Origin of the sequence: Pseudoalteromonas sp. AS71, assembly GCF_038900275.1 — a bacterium.
Lineage (GTDB): Bacteria > Pseudomonadota > Gammaproteobacteria > Enterobacterales > Alteromonadaceae > Pseudoalteromonas.
Genome location: NZ_JBBMQZ010000001.1, coordinates 325,181 through 348,742, shown reverse-complemented (window position 1 = coordinate 348,742; position 23,562 = coordinate 325,181). Strand labels below are relative to the sequence as shown.

The following is a 23,562-nucleotide window of genomic DNA, read 5'->3' as shown; positions in this document are numbered from 1 at the left end:
ATTACTACCTTTTACTTCGCCAATGATCTTTATGTTGTTCTCTCTTATTAAAAGGCATGGCGAAAGGAGCAAACTCTTTCATTACACGTCGATAAACATCCCGTTTAAACGATACAACCTGTCTTACAGGATACCAATAACTTACCCAGCGCCAATCATCAAATTCAGGATGATGGGTTTTAAGTAAATTTACATCTTCGTCTTTACAGCGCAATTTTAGTAAAAACCATTTTTGTTTTTGCCCAATACACACCGGACTAGAGTCTCGGCGGATTAATCGTTTGGGTAATTTATAGCGTAACCAATGTTTTGAGCTTGCGACTATTTCTACATCTTCTGGTCGCAATCCTACTTCTTCGTGTAATTCACGGTACATAGTTTGTTCTGCAGTTTCACCATCATCAACACCACCTTGGGGAAATTGCCAAGAGTGTTGACCATAACGTCTGGCCCAAAAAACCTGTCCCTGATTATTGCAAATCACAATTCCGACATTGGCACGAAAACCTTCGGCATCAATCACCTTAGTGCCTCATTTGTAAGTCGATTTTTAATGATTGTTCCACATTAGCCGCAATACGGCAAATACTATTATACCCAACCCGATTAGTAAGCTAAGTTTAGGCTTTTAGTACATTGATAAATTAATGGAGAATAGGTAAATATTTAGAAAATAACTTAACAAGGCTATTGCGGTTCTTGTTTTCCTCTAGTTACTCACAGTTTGTGCATAACTTTTGTAAAACACGCTCATTTTGCAAACAAATCCACAATATTAGATCTTAAAACTTGGCTTCTCCACAGATTCTGTGGATAAACATGTTCATATAGTTGTATTTATCCTTACAACTTTTAAATGGCTTAATCAAAACTGAACGTGCAAATTTAAAAAAACCTGCAGCGTCAGTAACTTAAAGTAAAGTAGCTTAATTTCAATATGTGCAAAATTAACACAAACAGAAGAAGGGCAAAAAACGTACAACCCTAAAGATATCCACGGCTTAGCCTATTTGCTATCATGGCTATGGTATTTATACAACCGAAATTAAGAATATGCGACCTACAAAACCACACTCAATAAACGATTTAATGCAACGCGTTAATAATATTGCCGGATTAACGCTAGGGCAGCTTGCTAACAAGTATAATTTTAAAACGCCAGATGATTTACTGCGCGAAAAAGGTTGGACTGGCCAGTTGATTGAATACGTACTAGGTGCTACAGCGGGCTCAAAACCACTTCCGGATTTTGAAGATTTAGGAATTGAGCTAAAAACATTGCCTATTTCTTATAAAGGTAGGCCACTGGAAACTACGTTTGTATCGGTTACACCTTTAATGAACGTTACAGGAATGACTTGGCATACCAGCTCTGTGCGTAAAAAACTAAATCATGTTTTATGGCTGCCAATTTTAAGCGAACGTGATATTGCCCCGTTTGATAGAACCATCGGCAGCGGCTTTTTGTGGCAACCCACACCTGAACAAGACGCTTTATTACAGCGCGACTGGGAAGAGCAAATGGAGCTAATTGCGCTAGGTAGAGTCGACGAAATATCAGGCCATTTAGGCGATGCGATGCAAATACGCCCTAAAGCTGCTCATAGTAAAATAGTGACTGATGCTATTGGTCCAAATGGGCAAATAATTAAAACCCTACCCCGTGGCTTTTACTTAAAAACCAGTTTTACAGGTGATATTTTAAAGCAGCAGTTTCAGCTTTGAGCTGTGCAGAAAATATTATGAGTTAAGCAAATCCTTTTTCGCACTTCGTGCGCGTCAGCGTTCTTAACGCCTACAAGGTATTTCACCTTTTTAATAAAATAGTTTGAGGTTTAAATAAAGAGTTTTCGTTTTTGTTGTTCACCCTTTTCGCACTGCGTGCGCGCGTCAGCAAGCTAAACGCCTACAATAAATTTTCATCTCTTTGAGTAGAAATATTTGGCATAAAAAATCCCCGCCTGAGCGAGGATTTTATAATTGTAAATTAAAGAGCAGTAATTACTGACCTTTAACTTCTTTAAGACCGTTGTACGGTGCTTTATCACCTAATTGCTCTTCAATACGAAGCAATTGGTTGTACTTTGCAACACGGTCAGAACGGCTCAATGAACCTGTTTTAATTTGACCTGCAGCAGTACCAACAGCTAAATCAGCAATTGTTGAATCTTCAGTTTCACCAGAGCGGTGAGAAATAACAACAGTAAAACCAGCATCTTTAGCCATTTTGATTGCAGCTAAAGTTTCAGTTAAAGAACCGATTTGGTTAAACTTAATCAAGATTGAGTTAGCAATACCGTTGTCGATACCACGCTTTAAAATCTTAGTATTTGTTACAAATAAATCATCACCTACTAATTGGATTTTATCACCCATTAGTTTAGTTTGATGTGCAAAGCCATCCCAATCAGACTCATCAAGACCATCTTCAATAGAAACGATTGGGTACTGATTAGTAAGATCTTGTAAGAAGAAGTTAAATTCTTCAGAAGTGAACTTTTTGCCTTCACCCTTAAGGTCATAGATGTTTGCTTCTTTGTCGTAGAACTCAGATGCAGCACAATCCATCGCTAAAGTAATATCTTTACCTAGCTCGTAACCTGCGTTTGCAACAGCTACTTTAATTGCAGCAAGAGCCGCTTCGTTAGATGCAAGGTTAGGTGCAAAACCACCTTCATCGCCAACCGCTGTTGAATGACCATCAGCTTTAAGTACTTTAGCAAGGCTATGGAATACTTCAGCGCCCATACGTAGGCCTTCGCGGAAGTTTTTAGCGCCAACAGGTTGGATCATGAATTCTTGAATATCTACAGAGTTATCTGCATGTTCACCACCATTGATGATGTTCATCATTGGAAGTGGCATAGAGTAAACACCTGGCGTGCCGTTTAAGTCAGCGATATGTTCATAAAGCTCAACTTTTTTAGACTGTGCAGCTGCTTTCGCGGTTGCTAGTGATACAGCTAAGATTGCGTTTGCACCTAATTTTTCTTTATTTTCGGTACCGTCTAAATCTAGCATCACTTTATCTACAGCGCTTTGATCTAATGCACTTTGGCCTTTTAAAGCATCAGCAATTTCGTTATTGATATAACCAACTGCTTTTAATACACCTTTACCTAAGTAACGTGATTTATCACCGTCGCGTAACTCTAATGCTTCACGAGTACCAGTAGATGCGCCTGAAGGTGCTGCTGCACGACCCCAAGAACCATCTGCTAAATGTACGTCTGCTTCAACAGTTGGGTTACCACGCGAGTCCATAATTTCGCGACCGATTACTTTTACGATTTCTGACATCTTGATTCCTCTATATTCCCAAAATGGTGAGTTCAGCTAACTTTACTACGTTTTATATAGTTTATACCAATTGCATTTAATTAGTGAGCTATTATAGCGCTAAGAAAATAGCTCAATAACAAGGCTGAAATTATGACATATAGTTGTTCTATATGAGTAATTTTTAACGCAGTGAGTGAGTTATTTAATGCGATACAATGCTCATGTTTTTAATAAAATTGGTATCAGTCAGCCCTTAAAACAAAAAAGCCATGCAATATGCACGGCTTTTAAAATTACGAATTCGCTTTTTGGTGGATATGCGCGGCTGCTACAAACCCTTCAAACAACGGATGACCATCACGTGGAGTTGACGTGAATTCCGGGTGGAATTGCGCGGCAATAAACCATGGGTGATCTTTATTTTCGATAATTTCTACCAGTTTTTTATCTTCTGATAAACCAGTAAAGCTTAAGCCTGCTTTTTCAAGTATTTCTACAAAGTTATTATTTACTTCGTAACGATGACGATGACGTTCAACAATTTCGTCGCTGCCATATACTTCATGAACTTTAGAGCCTGGCGTTAAATGACATTTTTGTGCACCTAAACGCATGGTGCCGCCTAAATCAGATTTTTCGCTACGTGTTTCAACATTACCTTCAGCATCTAGCCATTCAGTAATTAAACCAACTACTGGCGCTTCTGATTTTGCATTAAACTCTGTAGAATTTGCATCCGTTAAACCTGCAACATTACGTGCGTATTCAATTAATGCTACTTGCATGCCTAAACAAATACCTAGGTATGGTACTTTATTTTCGCGTGCGTATTTAGCCGCTAAGATTTTACCCTCAACACCACGTCCGCCAAATCCACCAGGTACTAAAATAGCATCTAAGTGTGAAAGTAATTCAACACCTTTGCTTTCTAAGTCTTGTGAATCTACATATTCAATATTAATTGTTAAACGGTTTTTAAGGCCCGCATGCTTTAATGCTTCGTTAACCGATTTGTACGCATCTGGTAATTCAATATACTTACCAACCATACCAATGGTCACTTCACCCGTTGGGTTAGACTCTTGATAAAGTACTTGTTCCCACTCAGCTAAATCAGCTTCTGGTGGATCTAAGTGAAAACGACGACATACGAAGTTATCTAATTCTTGTGTTTTTAATAACGCAGGAATTTTATAAATGCTGTCTACGTCAGGTAGTGAAATAACCGCTTTTTCTTCTACGTTTGTGAATAATGAGATTTTTGCACGCTCATTATTAGGTAGTTTACGGTCTGAACGACAAATAAGAATATCTGGTTGAATACCTACTGAGCGTAACTCTTTAACAGAGTGCTGTGTTGGTTTCGTTTTAACTTCACCGGCAGGGCCTAAAAATGGCACTAGCGTTAAGTGAATAAATAGCGCGCGTTCGCGGCCAATTTCAGTTCCCATCTGACGAATTGCTTCAATAAACGGTTGTGATTCTATATCACCTACAGTGCCGCCAATTTCTACAATAGCAATATCATAACCTTCAGCACCGTCGTATACACGTTGCTTAATATCGTTAGTGATATGTGGAATAACCTGAATAGTAGCACCTAGGTATTCACCACGGCGCTCACGACGTAATACGTCTTCATATACACGGCCTTGTGTGAAGTTATTACGACTAGTCATTTTGGTACGAATAAAACGCTCGTAGTGACCTAAATCAAGGTCAGTTTCTGCGCCGTCTTCTGTAACGTAAACTTCACCGTGTTGAATTGGGCTCATTGTGCCTGGGTCAACGTTGATGTAAGGATCCAGCTTTAAAATGGTAACATTTAAACCACGGGCTTCTAAAATAGCGGCCAGTGAAGCTGCGGCAATACCTTTACCCAACGAAGAAACAACTCCGCCAGTAACGAAGATAAATTTTGTACTCATGCGAACCCTAGAATATCAGGAATTAAAAGGAATATAACACCCAAAGAAGAGCCTAAGGGTATATCATCAAGACGGGGCGAAATTGTACCAAAACACTGCTTATCAATCCAGCTAAAATTAGCTAATACGCGCACAAAAAATGTGCATTATTTAACATTAAGTCTATTTTACTTTTTTAATCGCATCCCACGCACTATCCATCTCTTCAAAGGTGGCTGTATCTAAGCTTTTGCCTTGCGCGTGCAAATAAGCGTTTACCTTTTCAAAACGCGCTGAAAACTTATCATTAGCGCTACGAAGCAGTTGCTCAGGATCTCGTTTAACATGGCGTACAACATTAACAGTGGCAAAAAGTAAGTCGCCGAGCTCTTCCGCTGTATGATCAGATAACGGGTCTTGCTCAATCGCTTCTTTTACTTCAAGCACTTCTTCGCTCACTTTATCAAGTGCACCATGATACGTTGGCCAGTCAAAACCAAGTGCGGCAACGCGTTGTTGAATTTTTTTAGCTTTACTTAAACTTGGCATATTTGCAGGAATACCTTGCCAAAAAGAAGGTGATTCGGTTTGCGCTCTAGCACTGCGTTCTTGGGCTTTGATTGTTTGCCACTGCTGCGATAGCTGCTCGTCTGTTAGCTCTTTTTTGTCACCAAATACATGCGGGTGACGACGGGTAAGCTTATCGTTTAATTGCTCCACTAGATCATTAAAATCAAATAGATTTTGCTCTTGTGCAAGCTGCGCATAAAAAACAATTTGAAATAACAAATCACCCAATTCGCCTTTAAGCTCACCTAAGTTGCCTGACTCAATACAGTCAGCAACTTCGTACGCTTCTTCTAGTGTGTGCGGCACAATAGATTTAAAATCTTGTTTGAGATCCCACGGGCAACCGCCCTTGGGATCTCGCAGTGTTTTCATTATGCTAAGAAGCTGTGTAAGCGCTGTATTATCATTCATGATTAATGACCACGCTTGGCATCGTGTACACCTTCAATTTGGTGTAACTTAGAAAGAACACGGTTAGTACCCGATAAGTCATGTACTTCTATTTGCATCGTAAATATAGCTAACTGATTATCCTCAACTGTATTTACGTTCATGTTTAAAACATTTACTTTTTCATTAGCAAGTACTGAGCTTATGTCGCGTATTAGCCCTGAACGATCGGTGGCTTCTATTTTAATACTTAGTGCGTACGAGCCGTTGATATCATCAGACCAACTTACTGAAATAACACGTTCTGGATGCTGATTTTTTAAGTTATTAAACGAATCACAGTCTTCCTTATGAACACCTATTCCTCGACCTTGCGTTATATAACCTATTATTTCATCGCCAGGTACAGGACGACAGCATTTGGCTACATGGCTCATTAAGCTACCAACGCCATCAACCACTATGCCGTTTTTGTCACCAGTTACTTTGCTAGGTGCTTTAATACGAATAACCGGCTCATCTTCTGTCCGATCACTTACAAAGTTAAGCATTTGATTGAGGCGTACATCGCCCGCACCAATCGCAACCATTAAGTCATCAAGTTCTTTAAAGTTAAAACGCTTGATGGCTGGCTCTAAATCTTTGTATGTTAAATTAAGCTTTTGTAGTTCACTGTCGAGAATTTCTTTACCCGCACTTAAGTTTTTGTCGCGGTCGAGCTGTTTAAACCAGTGATGAATCTTGGCTCTAGCGCGCGATGACTTAATGTACCCTAATGACGGATTTAACCAATCACGACTTGGATTTGGTTGTTTTTGGGTCAGTATTTCTACCTGATCCCCAGTTGTAAGTTGATGCGTAAACGGCACTATTTTGCCGAATATTTTTGCGCCAATACAACGATGCCCTACATTTGAGTGAATGTAGTAAGCAAAATCGAGCGGTGTAGCGCCAAGTGGTAAATCGATAATATCGCCGCTTGGGGTAAATATGTATACGCGGTCTTCTACTACTTGGTTTTTAAGCTCTTCTGCTAAATCGCCACCATCAACTACTTCTTCTTGCCATTGGAGTAACTTACGTAGCCAGCTAATTTTTTGCTCATAACCCGAGCCGCGCCCCGGTAATGCACCTTCTTTGTACATCCAGTGTGCAGCCACACCCAACTCAGCATCTTGATGCATATCGCTAGTACGAATTTGTATTTCTACTGTTTTACCTTCAGGCCCAAATACCACGGTATGAATTGACTGATAGCCGTTTTGCTTTGGAGTTGCTACATAGTCGTCAAACTCTTTATTTAGATGACGCCAATTGGTGTGCACAATACCCAGCGCTCCATAACAATCTTGTAGGCGTTCAACAACAATACGCATTGCACGAATATCAAAAAGCTGATCAAACTCGTAGTTTTTTTGCTGCATTTTTTTATAAATGCTGTAAATGTGCTTGGGGCGGCCATAAACTTGGGCCTCTATGCCCGCTTCACTTAAACGGCTTTTTACTTGCTCAACCATATCTTCCATATAGGCTTCGCGCGTAAGGCGTTTGTCGTCAAGTTGTTTGGCTATACTTTTATAGGTGCCTGGGTGCAAATATCTAAACGATAAATCTTCCAGTTCCCATTTTAATTGCCCTATTCCTAATCTGTTTGCCAATGGTGCAAAAATATCAGCCGTTTCTTTAGCGGCAATGACGCGGTCTTCTTCATCCGCATTTTTTACATCACGTAAATGACATACCTGCTCGGCAAGCTTAATGACCACGGCGCGCACATCTTCAACCATGGTTAATAACATTTTTCGAATATTATCAACTTGCATAGTTCCTTTACCTTGATGAGATAAAGTACTAATAGTGGCCATTTGTGCAACCCCAGTTAACAGCATGGCTATATTACTACCAAGCTGCTCTTCTATGGTTTCAAGTGATATTAAATCGTTTAAAAAATACGGGGTTAAATACGCAGTAGCTAACGATTCGGGATCGAGATTTAGCTCAGCTAAAATTTCAACCATTTCGATTGCAGTAGTTTGCCTGCTTTCATTATCACATTTTACGCATAGCGCTTGCGCTTTAGTAAGTAGCTCTGTTTTTTCTTCAGACAAAGCAAGAAATGAAAGCCGAGTGCTAAAATCTGTTGTCTCATCTTGTTGATGTGATTGTCGTGTAGCTACCATAATGCGTTCTACCTCCGTTGAAATAACGCCATAGTTTCAATATGCCCTGTATGAGGGAACATATTCATTAGCCCAATTTTATTAAGTTCAAAGCCAGCTTGTGAAATAATTGCGCTGTCACGGGCTAAAGTAACAGGGTCACAAGATACATATAAAATAGTTTTAAACTGCTTTAAAGATAATTGCTCTAATACAGCTATTGCACCAGTCCTAGAAGGATCGAGTACAAGCACATCTAAGTTTTTACTAAACCATGGGGCGCTCTGTATGCTTTGCGTTAAATCAAAGCAATGAAACTGCGCATTGGTAATAGAGTTAGTTTGCGCATTTTGAGCAGCCATTGCAACCGCTGAAGTCACACCTTCTACGCCAATTACAGATTTTGCTTGTTTTGCCAACACTAATGAAAAATTACCAATGCCACAAAATAAATCCAATAAATTTTCATCACCTTTTAAATCAAGCCAATTTGCGGCTTGCTTTAACATAGCTTCGTTAACTTGCGCATTTACCTGGATAAAATTACCTAAACCAAATTCAAATTTTAGATCAAACTCTTTAAGATAATAAAACGGCATGGCTAAGTGTGAATGCTCAATTACATCGCTCTCGCTTTGCCATACAACTTCAAACTGTTGGCTTTTTGTTATGTGCTCAACCAAAGCCTTTGTATCATCGTTAATTGCTTTAGTGTGACGAATAACAACAAAGTTTTTATCATCGCTTTGGCATAACTGTAAATGGCTTATACTGTGTAGCGCTTTGTGTTGATTAATTAAACCGTCAAAAAGTGTAAAAACATCCGCAAATACTTCATCAAGTACTGCACATTTATTAATACTCACAATATTTTTTGAACCACTGGCTCTATAACCCACACGCATTTTTTTAGCTGCTTTATCAAACATAACGGCTATGCGGGCGCTGCGCCTGTAATGCACAGACTTACTTAATAATGGAGCTTGCCAGTTTAAGCTGTTTAATTTAGCAAACTTACTAAATAACTGAGTAACTGCAGTTTGTTTTTCTACAACTTGTTGACTTATTTCTAAATGCTGTAATTGGCAACCACCACACTGATTATAGTGCTCACAAAAAGCGTCTACTCTTGATTCACTCGCTTTAATAACTTTAATTACTTTTGCACTGCTGTATTTAGCTTTATCTTCAACGAGCGTCGCTTTAACTGTTTCATTTGGTAATGCACCGCTTACAAAACATACTTTATTATTATGCTTCGCAATACCACGCCCTTGATGATCCATTCCCGTTATATTTAATTCTAATGTTTGTTGCTTAAGCGGTTTTTTTTTCGCTTTAAAAATTTGCGCCATTAGGCATTACCTTCAGTTTATTTATGAAGCACCTATATTTAGATGCTTTAGAATGCGTGTTGAACCGTATATACTCAAATCATACTAATAACGATAAAACGCTCCCATTATGACCAAATTAGGCTTACGCGATTCTGTTTTAACACTGACCCTGATCCCAACGGTGATCATAGGATTACTACTTGGTGGCTATTTTACAATAAATCGTTACATTGAGCTTGATGAAATTTTATATCAGCAAGGTACTACTATTTCTGAGCCCCTTGCTATTGCGCTTGAGCAGCCCATGCTCGAAAAAAACAAACAGCTATTGAATCGCCTTATAAGCTACACGCATAACAAGCACTCCCCTACAATTAAGTCGATTGCTATTTTTGATAAAAATAATGCGCTATTAATGACCAGTAATTATCACCGCTCATTTGAAAAGTTAATTAATCAAAAAACGCTCATAAATTTAAAAACGACCCGTGTGCAAAAGTCAGATGAGCTTGTTACATTCTTCACGCCCATTATTAACCATACAAGTCACGACTCTAAATGGGACCCATCGGCTTTTCAGTCATCTTTGGGCACCGTTATTATACAGCTAAACAAAGACCAGGCAGTTATAGGGCAGCAACGTGCTTTATTAATTAGCGGTATTGTAATTATTTTATCATTGGTATTTGCAGCAATTTTAGCTTTAAGGTTAAGCCGCATGTTTATGACGCCGCTTAATAAGTTAGTACTTGCAACCGACAAGTTAGTCGAAGGTAAAAGAAGTACTGGCCTTAACGACAACATGATAGGTGAATTTGAGCTATTGCGAGAAGGCTTAAACACCATTGCTCACACTATGGTGATGCAAAAAGATGAAATGCAAAAAAATATTGATCAAGCAACTAGCGACTACCGCGAAACACTAGAGCAATACGAAACTTCAAATATAGAGCTCTCGTTTGCAAAAAAAGAAGCTCAAGATGCTAACCGCGTAAAATCAGACTTTTTAGCTAAAATGAGCCACGAACTTCGTACTCCGTTAAATGGTGTTATTGGATTTACACGCCAGCTTTATAAAACACCACTAAACAAGCATCAAAAAGATTATCTCGACACTATTATGCTATCAGCAAATAGTTTAATGACTATTATTAGCGACATTCTAGACTTCTCCAAACTAGAAGCGGGTGCAATGGAACTTGAGTCGATTCAGTTTCAACTTCGTGATGCTGTAAATGAAGTGATGACGCTACTCGCTCCTAGCGCACACGATAAGCAATTAGAGCTATCCATTTACATTAACCAACAAGTACCGGATGACTTAACGGGCGATCCCACTCGCTTTAAACAAGTTCTGATAAACCTATTAAGTAATGCGATTAAATTTACCGAAAAAGGCTCAATTAAGGTCGATATAAGCCATCGGTTACTCGACGACGAACGCACTTCTTTACTTGTGTCAGTAACAGATACTGGCGTGGGTATACCTATGGATAAGCAAGACTCTTTATTTACTCCATTTGGGCAAGCAGACTCAAGCATTACACGTAAGTTTGGTGGTACAGGTCTTGGTCTTATTATTACCAAACATATTGTTGAAGCGATGAGTGGCCGCATAACACTAAATTCTGCGCCAGGTAACGGTACCTGTTTTACATTTAATAGTGTGTTTAGTTTGCCAAATCATGTATTTACTAACGACTTACCGACTAAATCGCTCATTGGTAAACGTATTTTGTATTTAGAGCCACACGAGCATACACATCACGCTGTACTTTCGTTATTAACTCAGTGGGAATCAAGCGTGACGGCATGTTTTAACGAGACTAGCTTTTTAGACGCTATAAAAAATACTGAACATAAATATGATGTTTGCTTAATTGGCCACATGGCATCAGTTGATGATATGCAGCAACTAAAAAGCTATGTAAAAGCCGTGCGTGAATCTACTGATTACTTATATTTAATGCTTAATACTGTATCGCACAATATGCGAGAAGCCTTTATAGGTAGCGGTGCTGATGCGTGTTTAAGTAAACCACTGAATCACCGTAAGTTATGTGAAGTACTTGCCGCACCTTACAGGCTTGACCACCCTACTCATAATATTGAACAAAACGATCAAGCTTTGCTGCCGTTAAAGGTATTGGTTGTTGATGATAACGATGCCAACTTAAAACTTCTCCATACTTTATTAAGTGAACAAATTGAAGTAATAGAAACGGCTCATAATGGTTCACAAGCATACAGCTTAAGTAAAAGTCATAAATACGACATAATTTTTATGGATATACAAATGCCAATTATGGACGGTATAACCGCATGCAAGCTTATTCGCGAATCATCACTTAATGAAGATACACCAATTATAGCTGTAACGGCACATGCCCTTCAAAGCGAAAAAGAGCAACTACTAAAAGATGGCTTTAAAGGCTATTTAACTAAGCCTATTGATGAAGATATGCTTAAACAAATTATTAGCGACCATAGTCCACAGACCCCGGTTAATCGTGATAAAACAAAAACAGATACACCACAAAGCCCTGCACCATTTCAAAGTAGCCGAATTGATTGGGCGCAAGCCCTACAGCGTGCTGGCGGAAAGAGCGAGTTAGCGCTAGAGATGCTTAATATGCTACTTCTAAGCGTCCCTGAAACTCTTACATTGCTTGCTAAAGCGATAGAGGGTAACGATTGTCAGCAAGTCTTAAGTATTGTCCACAAGTTTCATGGCGCATGTTGCTACACTGGTGTACCAAAACTTAAATCACTCGCAGAAACAATTGAAACCTCACTTAAAAATAAATGCTTGTTAGAGAATATTGAACCTGAATTATTTGAGTTACAGGACGAGCTTGAAAACCTACTTGCAGATGCAAGTGTGACCGAACTGCAAAGGTAAGGTTTTATTTTAGATACAAAAAAACGCGGTATTTACCGCGTTTTTAATTAAGCTATTTGAATACTTATGTAAGTTCGTATTACATTCTTGCTTCAATCATTAAGCGTTTCATGTCGCGTACGGCTTTATCGAGTCCATCTATTGCTGCACGAGCAATAATAGCGTGGCCAATATTTAGCTCGTAAATCTCAGACATTGCGGCAATGGGTTTAACGTTATGATAATGAAGGCCATGGCCAGCGTTAACAATCAAGCCTAAGCTTGCTGCGTATTTAACACCTTCACGAATATGCTCTAACTCTTTGTGTAAATCAGTATCATTTGTTGCATCAGCGTACGCGCCTGTGTGTATTTCTACATAAGGAGCACCACATTCTTTAGCTGCATCTAATTGGGCTTTATCTGCATCAATAAATAGCGATACTTTAATACCTGCATCGGTAAGCGTTTTTGTTGCGGCTTTAATTTTATCTATATTACCCGCTACATCTAAGCCGCCCTCGGTGGTTAACTCTTCGCGCTTTTCAGGTACTAAACACACGTACTCAGGTTTTACTTCAAGTGCTATTTTTATCATTTCATCGGTAACAGCGGTTTCAAGATTCATGCGAGTTTGGATAGTTTTAGCCATCACATAAACATCGCGATCTTGAATATGGCGTCTGTCTTCACGTAAGTGAATCGTAATACCGTCTGCGCCTGCATGCTCTGCTACACTGGCTGCATGAGCTGGATCTGGGTAACTTGTTCCACGCGCTTGGCGAAGTGTTGCAATATGATCTACGTTTACACCCAAAAGAATATCTTTCATTTTCTTACCTGTAAAATTACGTTTATTGAGAGGCCATAAATAGCTCACGGCTTTTTAATGGTTTACTACCTAATAAGGGTTTTAATAAATAGCGGCTTAATTGCTTTGCCATATATAGCACATCACTTTGGCTAAAGTCATGATTTGCTATGGCGTTGAGTTGTTTGCCACTAAATCCAGAACGCGTATCTTCTTGTACTAAAAAACCAAGTTCGGGGAAATAACTATACGTCTGCTTTTCATCAATTGGTTCACCATTGGCATCAAAACTAAAATCCACACCATAACCGAGTAATTCCAATAATTGAAATTCGTACGAGCGAAGTACTTCTTGTAAATTAGCTCCGCTGTTTAGGTTTCCTAGGTGGGATTTATATAGCTCAAATACTTGTTCAATTGGCTCATTAACAGGAACGATGCGGTTAGTCAGCTCATTTAAATAAAAACCACAATAAAGCTCATCACCTTTTAAAAAGTGCGAATTACCATGCAGTTCAAACTTATTGATGTATTTTAAATCGTACTTGCCACTGTAATTAACAAGGAGTGCCTGAAACGGCTGAAGTTGTGCTTTATGCTTAGTGGCCTGGCGACCACTAATTCGGGCCAGCATTCTTAACTGACCAACGCCTTCTACAAGCATATCTAACATTACTTGGGAGTCACTATAAGGACGCCGATGTAATAAATACGCGGTGTAGAAGTCGCTATCCATTCACTAAGCTACTGCTTGGTTTAGTCTTCACTGTAACCTAAGCTTCTTAGTGCACGCTCATCATCAGCCCAACCCGACTTAACTTTAACCCAAAGTTCTAAAAACACTTTGTTATCAAGCATTTCTTCTATGTCTTTACGGGCTTCACGGCCAATGGTTTTTAGCTTTTCGCCTTTATTACCAATAACCATGCGTTTTTGTGTTTCGCGCTCAACAAGAATTAACCCATTTATGTGCCAAATACCGTTGTCTTGCCATTTAAACTGCTCAATTTCAACAGTCACAGAATACGGTAGCTCTTCACCCATAAAACGCATTAGCTTTTCACGGATAACTTCAGCTGCCATAAAGCGCATCGAACGGTCAGTTACGTAATCTTCAGGAAAGTAAAATTCGCAAGGAGGTAAGCGCTTAGTTACTTCTTCTTTGATTAAATCAACGTTTTTACCTTGCGTTGCCGATACTGGCATAATTCCAACAAAATCAAACTTGTCACTTAACCACTTCATATGAGGCAATACAAGATCACGGTCTTTAACTTGGTCAATTTTATTAATTACTAATAATACAGGCTTACCACTTTGTGATACTTTATTAAGTACCATATCGTCATCAGCATTCCAATGCGTGCCTTCAACAACAAAAATAATAAGTTCCACATCGCCAATAGAACTAGACGCTGCTCGGTTCATTAGACGGTTAATAGCACGCTTTTCTTCAACGTGTAGACCCGGTGTATCTATGTATACCGCTTGGTGTTTATCTACAGTATGAATACCCATAATACGGTGACGTGTAGTTTGTGGTTTACGTGAGGTAATACTCACTTTTTGCTCAATGATTTCATTAAGCAAAGTCGATTTACCTACGTTTGGTCGACCGACAATCGCAACCATTCCACAAAATGTATCTACATCACGTTCATGAGGTTGTATTAAGGTATCAAGGTTCATTTTTAAGTATCTTCAATGCTTTTTCGGCAGCTTTTTGTTCGGCCTTACGGCGCGAGCTACCAACAGAAATTATGCTATCCATTCCATCAACAATACATTCGACCGTGAATGTTTGATTGTGTGCTTGGCCTTTAGTATCAACAACCGTGTAGCCCGGTAACGATAATTTACGAGCTTGCAAATACTCTTGCAGCAGGGTTTTAGGATCTTTCTGGTTAAGCCCTGGTGAAATAGCATCCAAACGTGATTGGTACCACGCCAATATAAGATCGCCACAACTGTCGATACCTGAATCTAAAAATGCAGCGCCTATAATAGCTTCTACTGCATCAGCAAGCGTTGACTCGCGACGGAATCCGCCACTTTTAAGCTCACCCGGCCCTAGGCGTAAATAATCGCCTAGACCAAATTCAAGACCAAACTCGGCAAGTGTTTGACCACGCACAAGTGTTGAACGCATGCGGCTTAAATCGCCTTCACGCGCTTTAGGAAATTTGGCATAAAGTGCATTGGCAATCACAAAGCTTAAAATTGAGTCGCCTAAGAATTCTAGTCGCTCATTATGTTGGCCTTTGTGGCTGCGGTGCGTCATTGCTTGCTCAAGTAAACCTTGATCAGCGAATTCATAGCCAATTTTTTTATATAATTCTGTTACATTTTTTTTCATCGTTACTGAATATTACCTAGGCGTTCAAAGCGAACACCAGTTGGAACCCATCCTGGTAAAATATCATCAGGGCCATTCTCAAATTCAAAACTCATCCATATAAAGACAGCTTTACCCACCAAGTTTTCTTTTGGTACAAAGCCCCAAAAGCGACCATCTTGGCTGTTGTCGCGGTTATCACCCATCATAAAATAATGATCAGCAGGAACAGTCCATTCATCAGAAGGTGTGCCCGGTTGCTGATAGTAACGCCCTTTTCTCTCAGGCGCTTGTGGGTTGATTAATATATCATGCGTAACTGTTGTTAAATTTTCATTCACACGAGCTAGAGGCATTGGGCCTTGTTTAAATTCGTTATCATTAATTAGTTTAAAATCAATTTTATTGAATTCATTACATAAAAGCTCACCCTGTTGGGTTTCGCCTTCTTTACAGTTTGGTTGAATATATAAACGTTTATCACGATAAACAATTTTATCGCCAGGTAAACCAATCGTACGTTTAATATAGTCAACACTTTCATCTAAAGGGTATTTAAAAACAACAATATCACCACGTTCAGGATCACCAATATCAACTAATTGAGTACGCCAAACTGGGTCTTTTATTCCATATGAATACTTTTGTACTAAAATAAAGTCACCTACTAACAGTGTAGGCATCATTGAACCAGATGGAATTTGAAACGGTTCAAAAATAAATGATCTAAAAATAGTAATTGCTGCAATCATCGGAAAAATCGACTTTGCTGTTTCTGTTAGTACTGGTTCTGGTGCAATTAATGCCGCAGTTTCTTCATCTAACGGAGCTCCAGCAGACGTTTGCGCTATCGCTAAACGCTCCTGTCTTTTAGGTGCATACATTAAGTGATCTATTAACCATATTAAGCCTGAGCCTAAGGTTAATAGCACCAATAAAACTGAAAAATAACCAGCCATTTATAATCCTTTGTTTTTATTTACCAACTTTTAAAATAGCTAAAAACGCTTCTTGAGGCACTTCAACATTACCTACTTGCTTCATACGTTTTTTACCATCTTTTTGCTTTTTAAGTAGCTTTTTCTTACGACTCACATCGCCACCGTAACACTTAGCAATTACGTTTTTACGTAACTGTTTTACCGTAGTACGTGCAATAACATGTTGTCCAATCGCTGCTTGAATCGCAATATCAAACATTTGACGTGGAATAAGCTCTTTTAATGCATCAGCTAACTGGCGACCACGAGACTGCGCACCATCTCTATGAACAATAATCGCAAGTGCATCAACACGCTCACTATTGATTAAAATATCAACACGCACCATATCTGATGTTTGAAAGTGTTTAAAGTTATAATCAAGCGATGCAAAACCACGGCTTGTTGATTTTAATTTATCAAAAAAGTCCATTACCACTTCAGCCATAGGTAGCTCGTACGTAACAGCTACTTGCTTTCCGTGATAAGTCATTTTTGTTTGGCTACCGCGTTTTTCAATACACAAAGTAATAACATTACCTAAGTATTCTTGTGGTACCAAAATATTAGCTTCAACAATCGGCTCACGAATTTCTACAATATCGTTTACTGCAGGTAAATCAGACGGGTTATCAATCTGGAATGTACCTTCTTTAGTAACTATCTCATAGATTACCGTAGGTGCCGTTGTAATTAAATCAATATCGTATTCACGCTCTAAACGCTCTTGGATGATTTCCATGTGTAGCATACCTAAAAAGCCACAGCGGAAACCAAAACCTAGTGCAGTTGAATTCTCTGGTTCAAAGAATAACGACGCATCGTTTAAGCTTAATTTATTAAGTGCATCACGGAACGATTCATACTCATCTGATGCAATTGGAAACATACCTGCATAAACCTGTGGCTTAATTTTTTGAAAACCAGGTAAACGAAGTGGAGCAGCATTTTTTTGATGAGTAATAGTATCGCCAACTGGCGCACCATGTATCTCTTTAATGCCAGCAATAACAAACCCTACTTCACCTGTTCTTAAAATACCGGTGTTGGTTTGTTTAGGCGTAAATACACCTACTTGGTCAGCAGTATGTATATGCTCGTTCGACATTATTTTTATTTTGTCGCCTGTGCGTAATTCACCGTGCTTAATACGCACAAGTGATACAACACCTTGGTATGGGTCAAACCAAGAATCGATAATAAGCGCTTGTAGAGGTGCGTCTTTGTCGCCTACTGGCGGTGGAACATCTCTAACAATCATTTCGAGTACTTCGGCAATACCTACACCCGTTTTAGCGCTACATTGCACTGCATCAAGGGCATCAATACCAATAATTTCTTCAATTTCTTCTGCAACGCGCAAAGGATCTGCTTGCGGTAAATCGATTTTGTTAAGTACTGGAATTACTTCTAATTCCATTTCAATAGCGGTGTAACAGTTAGCTAATGTTTGTGCTTCAACGCCTTGGCCTGCATCAACAACGAGTAGCGCACCTTCACATGCGGCTAAAGAACGCGATACTTCATACGTAAAATCAACGTGCCCTGGAGTATCGATGAAATTAAGTTGATAAGTTTCACCATCGTTCGCTTTGTAATTCAACGTTACACTTTGCGCTTTAATGGTAATACCACGTTCGCGCTCAATATCCATTGAATCCAAAACTTGTTTTTGCATTTCACGGTCGGTTAAACCGCCACAAACTTGGATCAAACGATCTGAAAGGGTCGATTTACCATGGTCAATATGGGCGATGATCGAAAAATTACGGATATGCTTCATAAACTGGATTCTATACTTCTATTTTAATGGACTAAATATGAATACCTAAGTGACTTGAAAATACTTACTTTAGGATGCCATAAGCTCAGTTTGTAAATTACAGACTTCACTCACGCTTTTTAAGATCGGTTACAATTATTTTATTTATTAAATAACAATAAGTTATGCTTTCTTAACTTAAATAACCCAACTAGATAAAATAATTTTAAAAACCACTATTCCCTGTATTTCCAAGTTACTTTGGTATAAAACGGCAATTTTACATTTAATTGGCGTCAATCACCATCTATTTGAGTTAAAGGGATACTAATTGGGTGAATTTTTATAACTTTTATATCGTGCTTTAGCGATCTCACGCGAGTTTTAGCTATAAAAAAGCCAGTAACACCACCTAAAGCTGCAGCTAAAATTTGCCAAGCTTCGGAAGCCATAAACAATTGCGCTGCAATCAGTGCAAAAACCAAACTTAGAAGGAGCGGAAGCATGTATACCGCAAATGCATGCTTAACGACGTGACTATCGTCAAGTGACAAGGTTACCTTTTGTCCTACTTCAACAGAGGATTCAAATTTATAAGGGAAGGTTTTTTTTGCAGTGCCAAACAGCTTACCAAACACTTGTGAGCCGCAACGACCATTGCAGCCTTCACATGCTTGTTTTTGTTGTGCTTCTAAATGAGCAATGTGGCCATCGAGGGCCACAACAGTGAGGGTTTGTTCAATCATAACAATCCTTACGAATCGTTTATAATGCGCGGGTAACTGACTCAGCAATCGCTTTTGCGGTCATACTCGGTACATTACCAACAACCGATACATCAAAATTACCGCCATTATGCACATATACTGTCGTTGCACCAGAGGTTAGTGCACCACTTAAACGCTTACCCGGCAATGGACGCTGAATAAATACCGAAATTTCAACAAAACCATCAGAGAACAAGTAATAGTCTGTTAATTCGTTATTTAAATCGAGCTTATGTCTGTCTGATTTTAGTAATTCAAAGCCATCTGGTAACCAACTGATTTGCCAATTAGTAGCAGTACTATCTTCATTTACAAGTGCATCGTTTGGTAACGGCGTTGGAAAGTTTCGATTGAGCACTTCAAGTAACATACCTGCTGGCTGCTCTGTCACACTAATATGAGTAAGCTGTAACTGCTCTAAAGCTTCACCTTCGTGGTTAACGTAAGCGGCTTTTAGTAACAACGACGATTCCATATCCAGCCAAATCCAATAATTATATTTATACTCGTCTTTAGATTCTATGCGAACTAGTTGTGCAGCACGCCCTGCAATACGACCTTTACCACCTAGTACAAAATCATAGTGCGCGCTTAAGCGATCTATATCTTTAAAAAGTACTTCAGGGATTGGACCAGCTATTGAATCTGTTTTTAGGGAATATGGTTCTGACTGAGGTTCAAAATAAGTAACTTGGTTGTCAATACGGACCATTTCAAGCCCAGCACCGTTAAGTAAACTTAAATGCTCAAGTTCTGTGTCACCTTGTAAAGCATGCACCCATCGGTAGGGTTCCATTGTTTTACCTTTGACAACCACAAACGAAGCGTCAAAATTACGGGTGTGAACGGCATTAGCCATTTTTAGTAATAAATCTTTGGCAGGATTTGTGTCGTTGGCAAATGCATTAAAGCTTACTACCAACGACAGAACAAAAGTGATTACTTTCATTTAATTAGTTTTTTTCCTCAGACGCTTTGGTATTAGTTTGCGCTGTTTCTAAAGAATTCGCAACTCGTGCTTGGCGTTGATGCTCAAGAACTAATGCACCAATACGTTGTTGCTGTAATTCACGTAAACCTTGCTCTGCATTTTCAAGCGCAGGCTCAGATGAGTAACTTACTGGCGATGCCATACCTGTCAGCGGTGTGGTTTGTAGTAATGGAATTTCGCTTTGTTGCTCGTTGTTACTTTGAGGTAACGTATTAACGCCTACAATAGCAAACATTGCCACACTTGCCGCAATTGCTAGTTGGGCAACTGGTTTGCGCCAATTAAAAGCCACTACATTATCTTGTACCGTTTCAGTGATTGCTTGAGGCTGTGTTTTTGACTGACTAAAGTCAGCATAAACAGGCTCGCTTTTTAGTGCTAATGCAACGCGATCGCTAATATCAATATGTATGTCGTTATTATTTTTTTGAGCACGCATCGCATCACCAATTAACGCATAACGGCCAAACGTAGTTACATCTTGCTCTGCAATTTTTGCATCAGTCAGATGTTGCTCGCCATCAAGTAATGCCGATAACGCTTCGTTATCTAACTTGTTAAGGTGTGCTTTTGTCATACTAAGACTCGCCTATTAATGGGTTTAATTTGTTATCTATTGCTTCACGGGCACGAAATATACGCGAACGCACAGTCCCGACCGGGCAATCCATTACCACTGCTATTTCTTCATAGCTCATCCCTTCAATTTCTCTAAGGGTGATTGCGGTTTTAAGATCTTCAGGCAAACTATCAATCGTATTAAAAATAACAGCGCGTACTTCTTCGCTTAAAAGTAGGTTTTCAGGAGATGCATTAGATCGCATTGAATCTGCACAATCATAAAACTCGGCATCTTCGGCGTCTATATCATTTGCTGGCGGCTTACGCCCCTGGGCTACTAAGTAATTTTTAGCACAATTAACGGCAATACGGTATAACCACGTGTAAAAGGCGCTGTCACCTCTAAAGTTAGGAAGTGCACGGTAAGCTTTAATAAAAGCCTCTTGTGCTACATCAGCAATATCGCCTTGGTTTGATACATAACGTGAGATCAAACCTGCAATTTTGTTTTGATACTTCTTTACTAATAGGTTGAAGGCGTTTTTATCTCCTTGCTGGACCCTTTTTACTAGCACTAAATCTAATTCCTGCTCGCTCATTCGAGCCGGTACTCCTATGTCTGATTTTTGCTTGTTATTCATATTGTCGTCATTGTTCACAAATACTCTGACCTCTTTATGAATAGAAAGTTCTGCTTAATATTATTTTTTTATAAAATAGATGATAAATAACGGCGCTAAGCCTTTAAAATCACTACGTAGTAGTATGACAAATATGGTACAACTACAGATATTAAAAACAAATATTGCTCTATATGGGCATTGTAACCGCAAAGTACCTCTGACATGAACCAAAATAAACATCACATTGCAGATGTCGCTATTATAGGTAGCGGCGCAGCAGGCTTATCACTTGCATTATCTCTCGCTAATTATTGTAACGTTACCGTGATCAGTAAAGGAGCGCTTACAGAAGGTTCTACTTTATATGCTCAAGGTGGTATAGCTGCTGTATTTGATAAACAAAACGACAGCATAGAATCTCATGTTGAAGATACTCTCGATGCGGGCGGCGGTTTATGCGACAGAGACGCTGTTCATTATACTGCCAGCAATGCTCACGATTGCCTACAGTGGTTAATCGATCAAGGTGTTCCCTTTGATATGGAGTTTGATAGCAAAGGAAAAGAGCGTTTTCATTTAACACGTGAAGGCGGTCACAGCCATCGTCGTATTTTGCATGCAGCCGATGCTACTGGTAAAGCGGTGCAAACCACACTTATTAGCCAAGTTAAAATTCATAAGAACATAACGCTCCTAGAGCAATACAATGCCATTGATTTAATTACAGATAAAAGCGCCGGAAAAACAGGCTCACACATTGAAGGTATGTATGTGTGGAACAAAAAAGCTAAAAAGGTAGAAACCATTTCAGCTAAATTTGTTGCCCTTGCCACTGGTGGCGCAAGCAAAGTGTATTTGTATACATCTAACCCGGATGTATCAAGTGGTGATGGCATTGCAATGGCATGGCGCGCGGGCTGTAAAGTTGCCAATATGGAGTTTAATCAATTTCATCCAACAAGCCTTTATCATCCAGAGCTACAAAACTTTTTAATTACAGAAGCTATGCGCGGTGAAGGGGCTTATTTAAAACGACCTGATGGTACTCGTTTTATGAAAGACTTTGACAGCCGTGAAGAACTCGCTCCACGCGATATAGTGGCACGCGCAATCGATTTTGAAATGAAGCGTTTAGGTGCTAATTGTGTTTATTTAGATATTAGCCACAAAGATAAAGACTTTATTATTGAGCACTTTCCTACTATTTACGCAAAATGCCTAAGTGTAGGGCTTGATATAACAAAAGAAGCAATCCCAGTTGTACCTGCTGCGCATTACACTTGTGGTGGCGTAATGACCGACTTTAACGGTAAAACTGATCTCGATAACTTATATGCAGTTGGCGAAGTCGCTTACACAGGCCTACATGGTGCAAACCGTATGGCAAGTAATTCTCTATTAGAATGTATTGTGTTTGCCCACGCCGCAGCTAAAGATATTTTAAGTAAAATTGAACAAGCACCAGAGCCAATGGCTCTACCTCATTGGGATGAAAGCCGTGTTAGTAACTCTGATGAAGAAATAGTTATTACCCATAACTGGCATGAACTACGTTTATTTATGTGGGATTATGTAGGTATTGTACGCTCTACTAAACGCTTAGAACGTGCACTGCATAGAGTTGAGTTGCTACAGCAAGAAATACACGATTATTATGCAAACTTTAGAGTAAGTAATAACTTGCTTGAGCTTCGTAACTTAGTACAAGTGTCAGAACTCATTATCAGAAGTGCAATGGAGCGAAAAGAAAGCAGAGGCCTACATTATACTATTGATTACCCTGAACAAAATGAAAATCCAACTCCGACTATTTTGACTCCAAAACGCAATTAACCGCGCTTAAAGTAGCACGTTTTAAACGCGCATAACTTTGTTCATTAACACCATTGGCTGAAATTATAAGCCAATGGTTGTTACTAAAACCTTTAATATGTAGCCATATATTATTGCCATAAAAACGGCTTTTTTTACTAATTTCACCCTGAATTTTTAAGCCCTCGCCCTCAAACCTAAATAGCTTAGGCTCTAATATTATAACGCCATCGGTTGGATGAATCGCTAACACTTTTTGCCAAACTACAAAACCAGCGGTCACATTCATTACTAAGCAAAAAATAATGGCTAATACTGAACTTAAAAATAGGCATAATATTAAACCGAGCATACAAAAAAAGACCACAATAGGTTTGTGGTCAGCTTTATTATT

The 23,562-nt window shown here is 39.1% G+C and carries 20 protein-coding genes; 3 read left to right on the top strand and 17 right to left on the bottom strand.

Translation table 11 applies throughout. The annotated features are described in order from the left end of the window. Positions 1–4: 4 nt before the first annotated feature. The gene (gene rppH / locus WNY98_RS01700; RefSeq protein ID WP_002958704.1) at positions 5–523 is read right to left on the bottom strand and encodes an RNA pyrophosphohydrolase; all 519 of its coding nucleotides are present in this window, start codon (positions 521–523) and stop codon (positions 5–7) included. 530 nt (positions 524–1,053) lie between these two features. Between rppH and mutH the strand changes: the two genes are divergently transcribed. Then, complete coding sequence (gene mutH, locus WNY98_RS01695) at positions 1,054–1,725, top strand: DNA mismatch repair endonuclease MutH (RefSeq protein WP_101217577.1); 672 nt, start codon at positions 1,054–1,056, stop codon at positions 1,723–1,725. Between the two features lie 276 nt (positions 1,726–2,001). On the opposite strand, the gene eno is transcribed toward mutH, so the two are convergent. The 5 genes from eno to rlmD all read right to left on the bottom strand — a co-directional run bounded on the left by eno (position 2,002) and on the right by rlmD (position 9,663). Beyond that, positions 2,002–3,300 (bottom strand): phosphopyruvate hydratase, encoded by a 1,299-nt coding sequence (gene eno, locus WNY98_RS01690; protein ID WP_024589994.1) that lies wholly within the window; start codon positions 3,298–3,300, stop codon positions 2,002–2,004. A 275-nt stretch (positions 3,301–3,575) separates the two neighbouring features. Continuing rightward, positions 3,576–5,210 (bottom strand): CTP synthase, encoded by a 1,635-nt coding sequence (locus tag WNY98_RS01685; protein WP_154903495.1) that lies wholly within the window; start codon positions 5,208–5,210, stop codon positions 3,576–3,578. Positions 5,211–5,372: 162 nt separating this feature from the next. Further along, positions 5,373–6,170, bottom strand: coding sequence for a nucleoside triphosphate pyrophosphohydrolase (gene mazG / locus WNY98_RS01680; RefSeq protein ID WP_342876939.1), 798 nt, complete (start codon positions 6,168–6,170; stop codon positions 5,373–5,375). A gap of 2 nt (positions 6,171–6,172) precedes the next feature. Then, positions 6,173–8,329, bottom strand: coding sequence for a GTP diphosphokinase (gene relA / locus WNY98_RS01675; RefSeq protein ID WP_076923561.1), 2,157 nt, complete (start codon positions 8,327–8,329; stop codon positions 6,173–6,175). Between the two features lie 8 nt (positions 8,330–8,337). After that, on the bottom strand, positions 8,338–9,663 hold the full coding sequence (rlmD, locus tag WNY98_RS01670; protein WP_076923562.1) for a 23S rRNA (uracil(1939)-C(5))-methyltransferase RlmD: 1,326 nt from the start codon (positions 9,661–9,663) through the stop codon (positions 8,338–8,340). Positions 9,664–9,772: 109 nt separating this feature from the next. Between rlmD and barA the strand changes: the two genes are divergently transcribed. Next, the gene (gene barA / locus WNY98_RS01665; protein ID WP_342876938.1) at positions 9,773–12,547 is read left to right on the top strand and encodes a two-component sensor histidine kinase BarA; all 2,775 of its coding nucleotides are present in this window, start codon (positions 9,773–9,775) and stop codon (positions 12,545–12,547) included. A 79-nt stretch (positions 12,548–12,626) separates the two neighbouring features. Here barA and pdxJ read toward each other — a convergent pair whose 3' ends face one another. The 10 genes from pdxJ to rpoE all read right to left on the bottom strand — a co-directional run bounded on the left by pdxJ (position 12,627) and on the right by rpoE (position 21,332). Next, positions 12,627–13,358 carry a pyridoxine 5'-phosphate synthase gene (gene pdxJ, locus WNY98_RS01660; RefSeq protein WP_076923564.1) on the bottom strand — a complete coding sequence of 244 codons (732 nt, stop codon included), beginning with the start codon at positions 13,356–13,358 and terminating at the stop codon, positions 12,627–12,629. 22 nt (positions 13,359–13,380) lie between these two features. After that, positions 13,381–14,073: a DNA repair protein RecO gene (recO, locus tag WNY98_RS01655; protein WP_024598750.1), complete on the bottom strand. Its 693-nt coding sequence runs from the start codon at positions 14,071–14,073 to the stop codon at positions 13,381–13,383. Between the two features lie 20 nt (positions 14,074–14,093). Continuing rightward, entirely contained in the window at positions 14,094–15,026 is a 933-nt protein-coding gene (gene era / locus WNY98_RS01650; protein WP_024598751.1) for a GTPase Era, read from the bottom strand. After that, positions 15,016–15,693: a ribonuclease III gene (gene rnc / locus WNY98_RS01645; RefSeq protein ID WP_024598752.1), complete on the bottom strand. Its 678-nt coding sequence runs from the start codon at positions 15,691–15,693 to the stop codon at positions 15,016–15,018. Before rnc ends, era begins: the two co-directional genes overlap by 11 nt. A gap of 2 nt (positions 15,694–15,695) precedes the next feature. Continuing rightward, entirely contained in the window at positions 15,696–16,631 is a 936-nt protein-coding gene (lepB, locus tag WNY98_RS01640) for a signal peptidase I (protein WP_342875715.1), read from the bottom strand. Between the two features lie 16 nt (positions 16,632–16,647). Further along, positions 16,648–18,435 (bottom strand): translation elongation factor 4, encoded by a 1,788-nt coding sequence (gene lepA, locus WNY98_RS01635; RefSeq protein ID WP_008134818.1) that lies wholly within the window; start codon positions 18,433–18,435, stop codon positions 16,648–16,650. A 275-nt stretch (positions 18,436–18,710) separates the two neighbouring features. Further along, a complete protein-coding gene (locus tag WNY98_RS01630) occupies positions 18,711–19,160 on the bottom strand; it encodes a SoxR reducing system RseC family protein (RefSeq protein WP_024598754.1) in 450 nt (149 codons plus the stop codon). A gap of 19 nt (positions 19,161–19,179) precedes the next feature. Further along, positions 19,180–20,130, bottom strand: coding sequence for a MucB/RseB C-terminal domain-containing protein (locus WNY98_RS01625; RefSeq protein ID WP_024598755.1), 951 nt, complete (start codon positions 20,128–20,130; stop codon positions 19,180–19,182). 4 nt (positions 20,131–20,134) lie between these two features. Then, complete coding sequence (locus WNY98_RS01620; protein ID WP_342876937.1) at positions 20,135–20,749, bottom strand: RseA family anti-sigma factor; 615 nt, start codon at positions 20,747–20,749, stop codon at positions 20,135–20,137. Position 20,750: 1 nt separating this feature from the next. Then, positions 20,751–21,332, bottom strand: a complete 582-nt coding sequence (rpoE, locus tag WNY98_RS01615) for an RNA polymerase sigma factor RpoE (protein WP_002958721.1) — start codon at positions 21,330–21,332, stop codon at positions 20,751–20,753. A 246-nt stretch (positions 21,333–21,578) separates the two neighbouring features. On the opposite strand from rpoE, the gene nadB reads away from it, so the two are divergent. Further along, positions 21,579–23,189: an L-aspartate oxidase gene (gene nadB, locus WNY98_RS01610; RefSeq protein WP_342876936.1), complete on the top strand. Its 1,611-nt coding sequence runs from the start codon at positions 21,579–21,581 to the stop codon at positions 23,187–23,189. Here nadB and WNY98_RS01605 read toward each other — a convergent pair. Next, on the bottom strand, positions 23,164–23,520 hold the full coding sequence (locus WNY98_RS01605; protein ID WP_342876935.1) for a hypothetical protein: 357 nt from the start codon (positions 23,518–23,520) through the stop codon (positions 23,164–23,166). The two genes, nadB and WNY98_RS01605, sit on opposite strands and share 26 nt — an antisense overlap. Positions 23,521–23,562 lie beyond the last annotated feature (42 nt).

Coding starts and splice junctions, on each gene's coding strand:
- mutH (WP_101217577.1), top strand. CDS start 1,054: ATGCGACCTACAAAACCACACTCAATAAACGATTTAATGCAACGCGTT.
- eno (WP_024589994.1), bottom strand. CDS start 3,300: ATGTCAGAAATCGTAAAAGTAATCGGTCGCGAAATTATGGACTCGCGT.
- WNY98_RS01685 (WP_154903495.1), bottom strand. CDS start 5,210: ATGAGTACAAAATTTATCTTCGTTACTGGCGGAGTTGTTTCTTCGTTG.
- mazG (WP_342876939.1), bottom strand. CDS start 6,170: ATGAATGATAATACAGCGCTTACACAGCTTCTTAGCATAATGAAAACA.
- relA (WP_076923561.1), bottom strand. CDS start 8,329: ATGGTAGCTACACGACAATCACATCAACAAGATGAGACAACAGATTTT.
- rlmD (WP_076923562.1), bottom strand. CDS start 9,663: ATGGCGCAAATTTTTAAAGCGAAAAAAAAACCGCTTAAGCAACAAACA.
- barA (WP_342876938.1), top strand. CDS start 9,773: ATGACCAAATTAGGCTTACGCGATTCTGTTTTAACACTGACCCTGATC.
- pdxJ (WP_076923564.1), bottom strand. CDS start 13,358: ATGAAAGATATTCTTTTGGGTGTAAACGTAGATCATATTGCAACACTT.
- recO (WP_024598750.1), bottom strand. CDS start 14,073: ATGGATAGCGACTTCTACACCGCGTATTTATTACATCGGCGTCCTTAT.
- era (WP_024598751.1), bottom strand. CDS start 15,026: ATGAACCTTGATACCTTAATACAACCTCATGAACGTGATGTAGATACA.
- rnc (WP_024598752.1), bottom strand. CDS start 15,693: ATGAAAAAAAATGTAACAGAATTATATAAAAAAATTGGCTATGAATTC.
- lepB (WP_342875715.1), bottom strand. CDS start 16,631: ATGGCTGGTTATTTTTCAGTTTTATTGGTGCTATTAACCTTAGGCTCA.
- lepA (WP_008134818.1), bottom strand. CDS start 18,435: ATGAAGCATATCCGTAATTTTTCGATCATCGCCCATATTGACCATGGT.
- WNY98_RS01630 (WP_024598754.1), bottom strand. CDS start 19,160: ATGATTGAACAAACCCTCACTGTTGTGGCCCTCGATGGCCACATTGCT.
- WNY98_RS01625 (WP_024598755.1), bottom strand. CDS start 20,130: ATGAAAGTAATCACTTTTGTTCTGTCGTTGGTAGTAAGCTTTAATGCA.
- WNY98_RS01620 (WP_342876937.1), bottom strand. CDS start 20,749: ATGACAAAAGCACACCTTAACAAGTTAGATAACGAAGCGTTATCGGCA.
- rpoE (WP_002958721.1), bottom strand. CDS start 21,332: ATGAGCGAGCAGGAATTAGATTTAGTGCTAGTAAAAAGGGTCCAGCAA.
- nadB (WP_342876936.1), top strand. CDS start 21,579: ATGAACCAAAATAAACATCACATTGCAGATGTCGCTATTATAGGTAGC.
- WNY98_RS01605 (WP_342876935.1), bottom strand. CDS start 23,520: ATGCTCGGTTTAATATTATGCCTATTTTTAAGTTCAGTATTAGCCATT.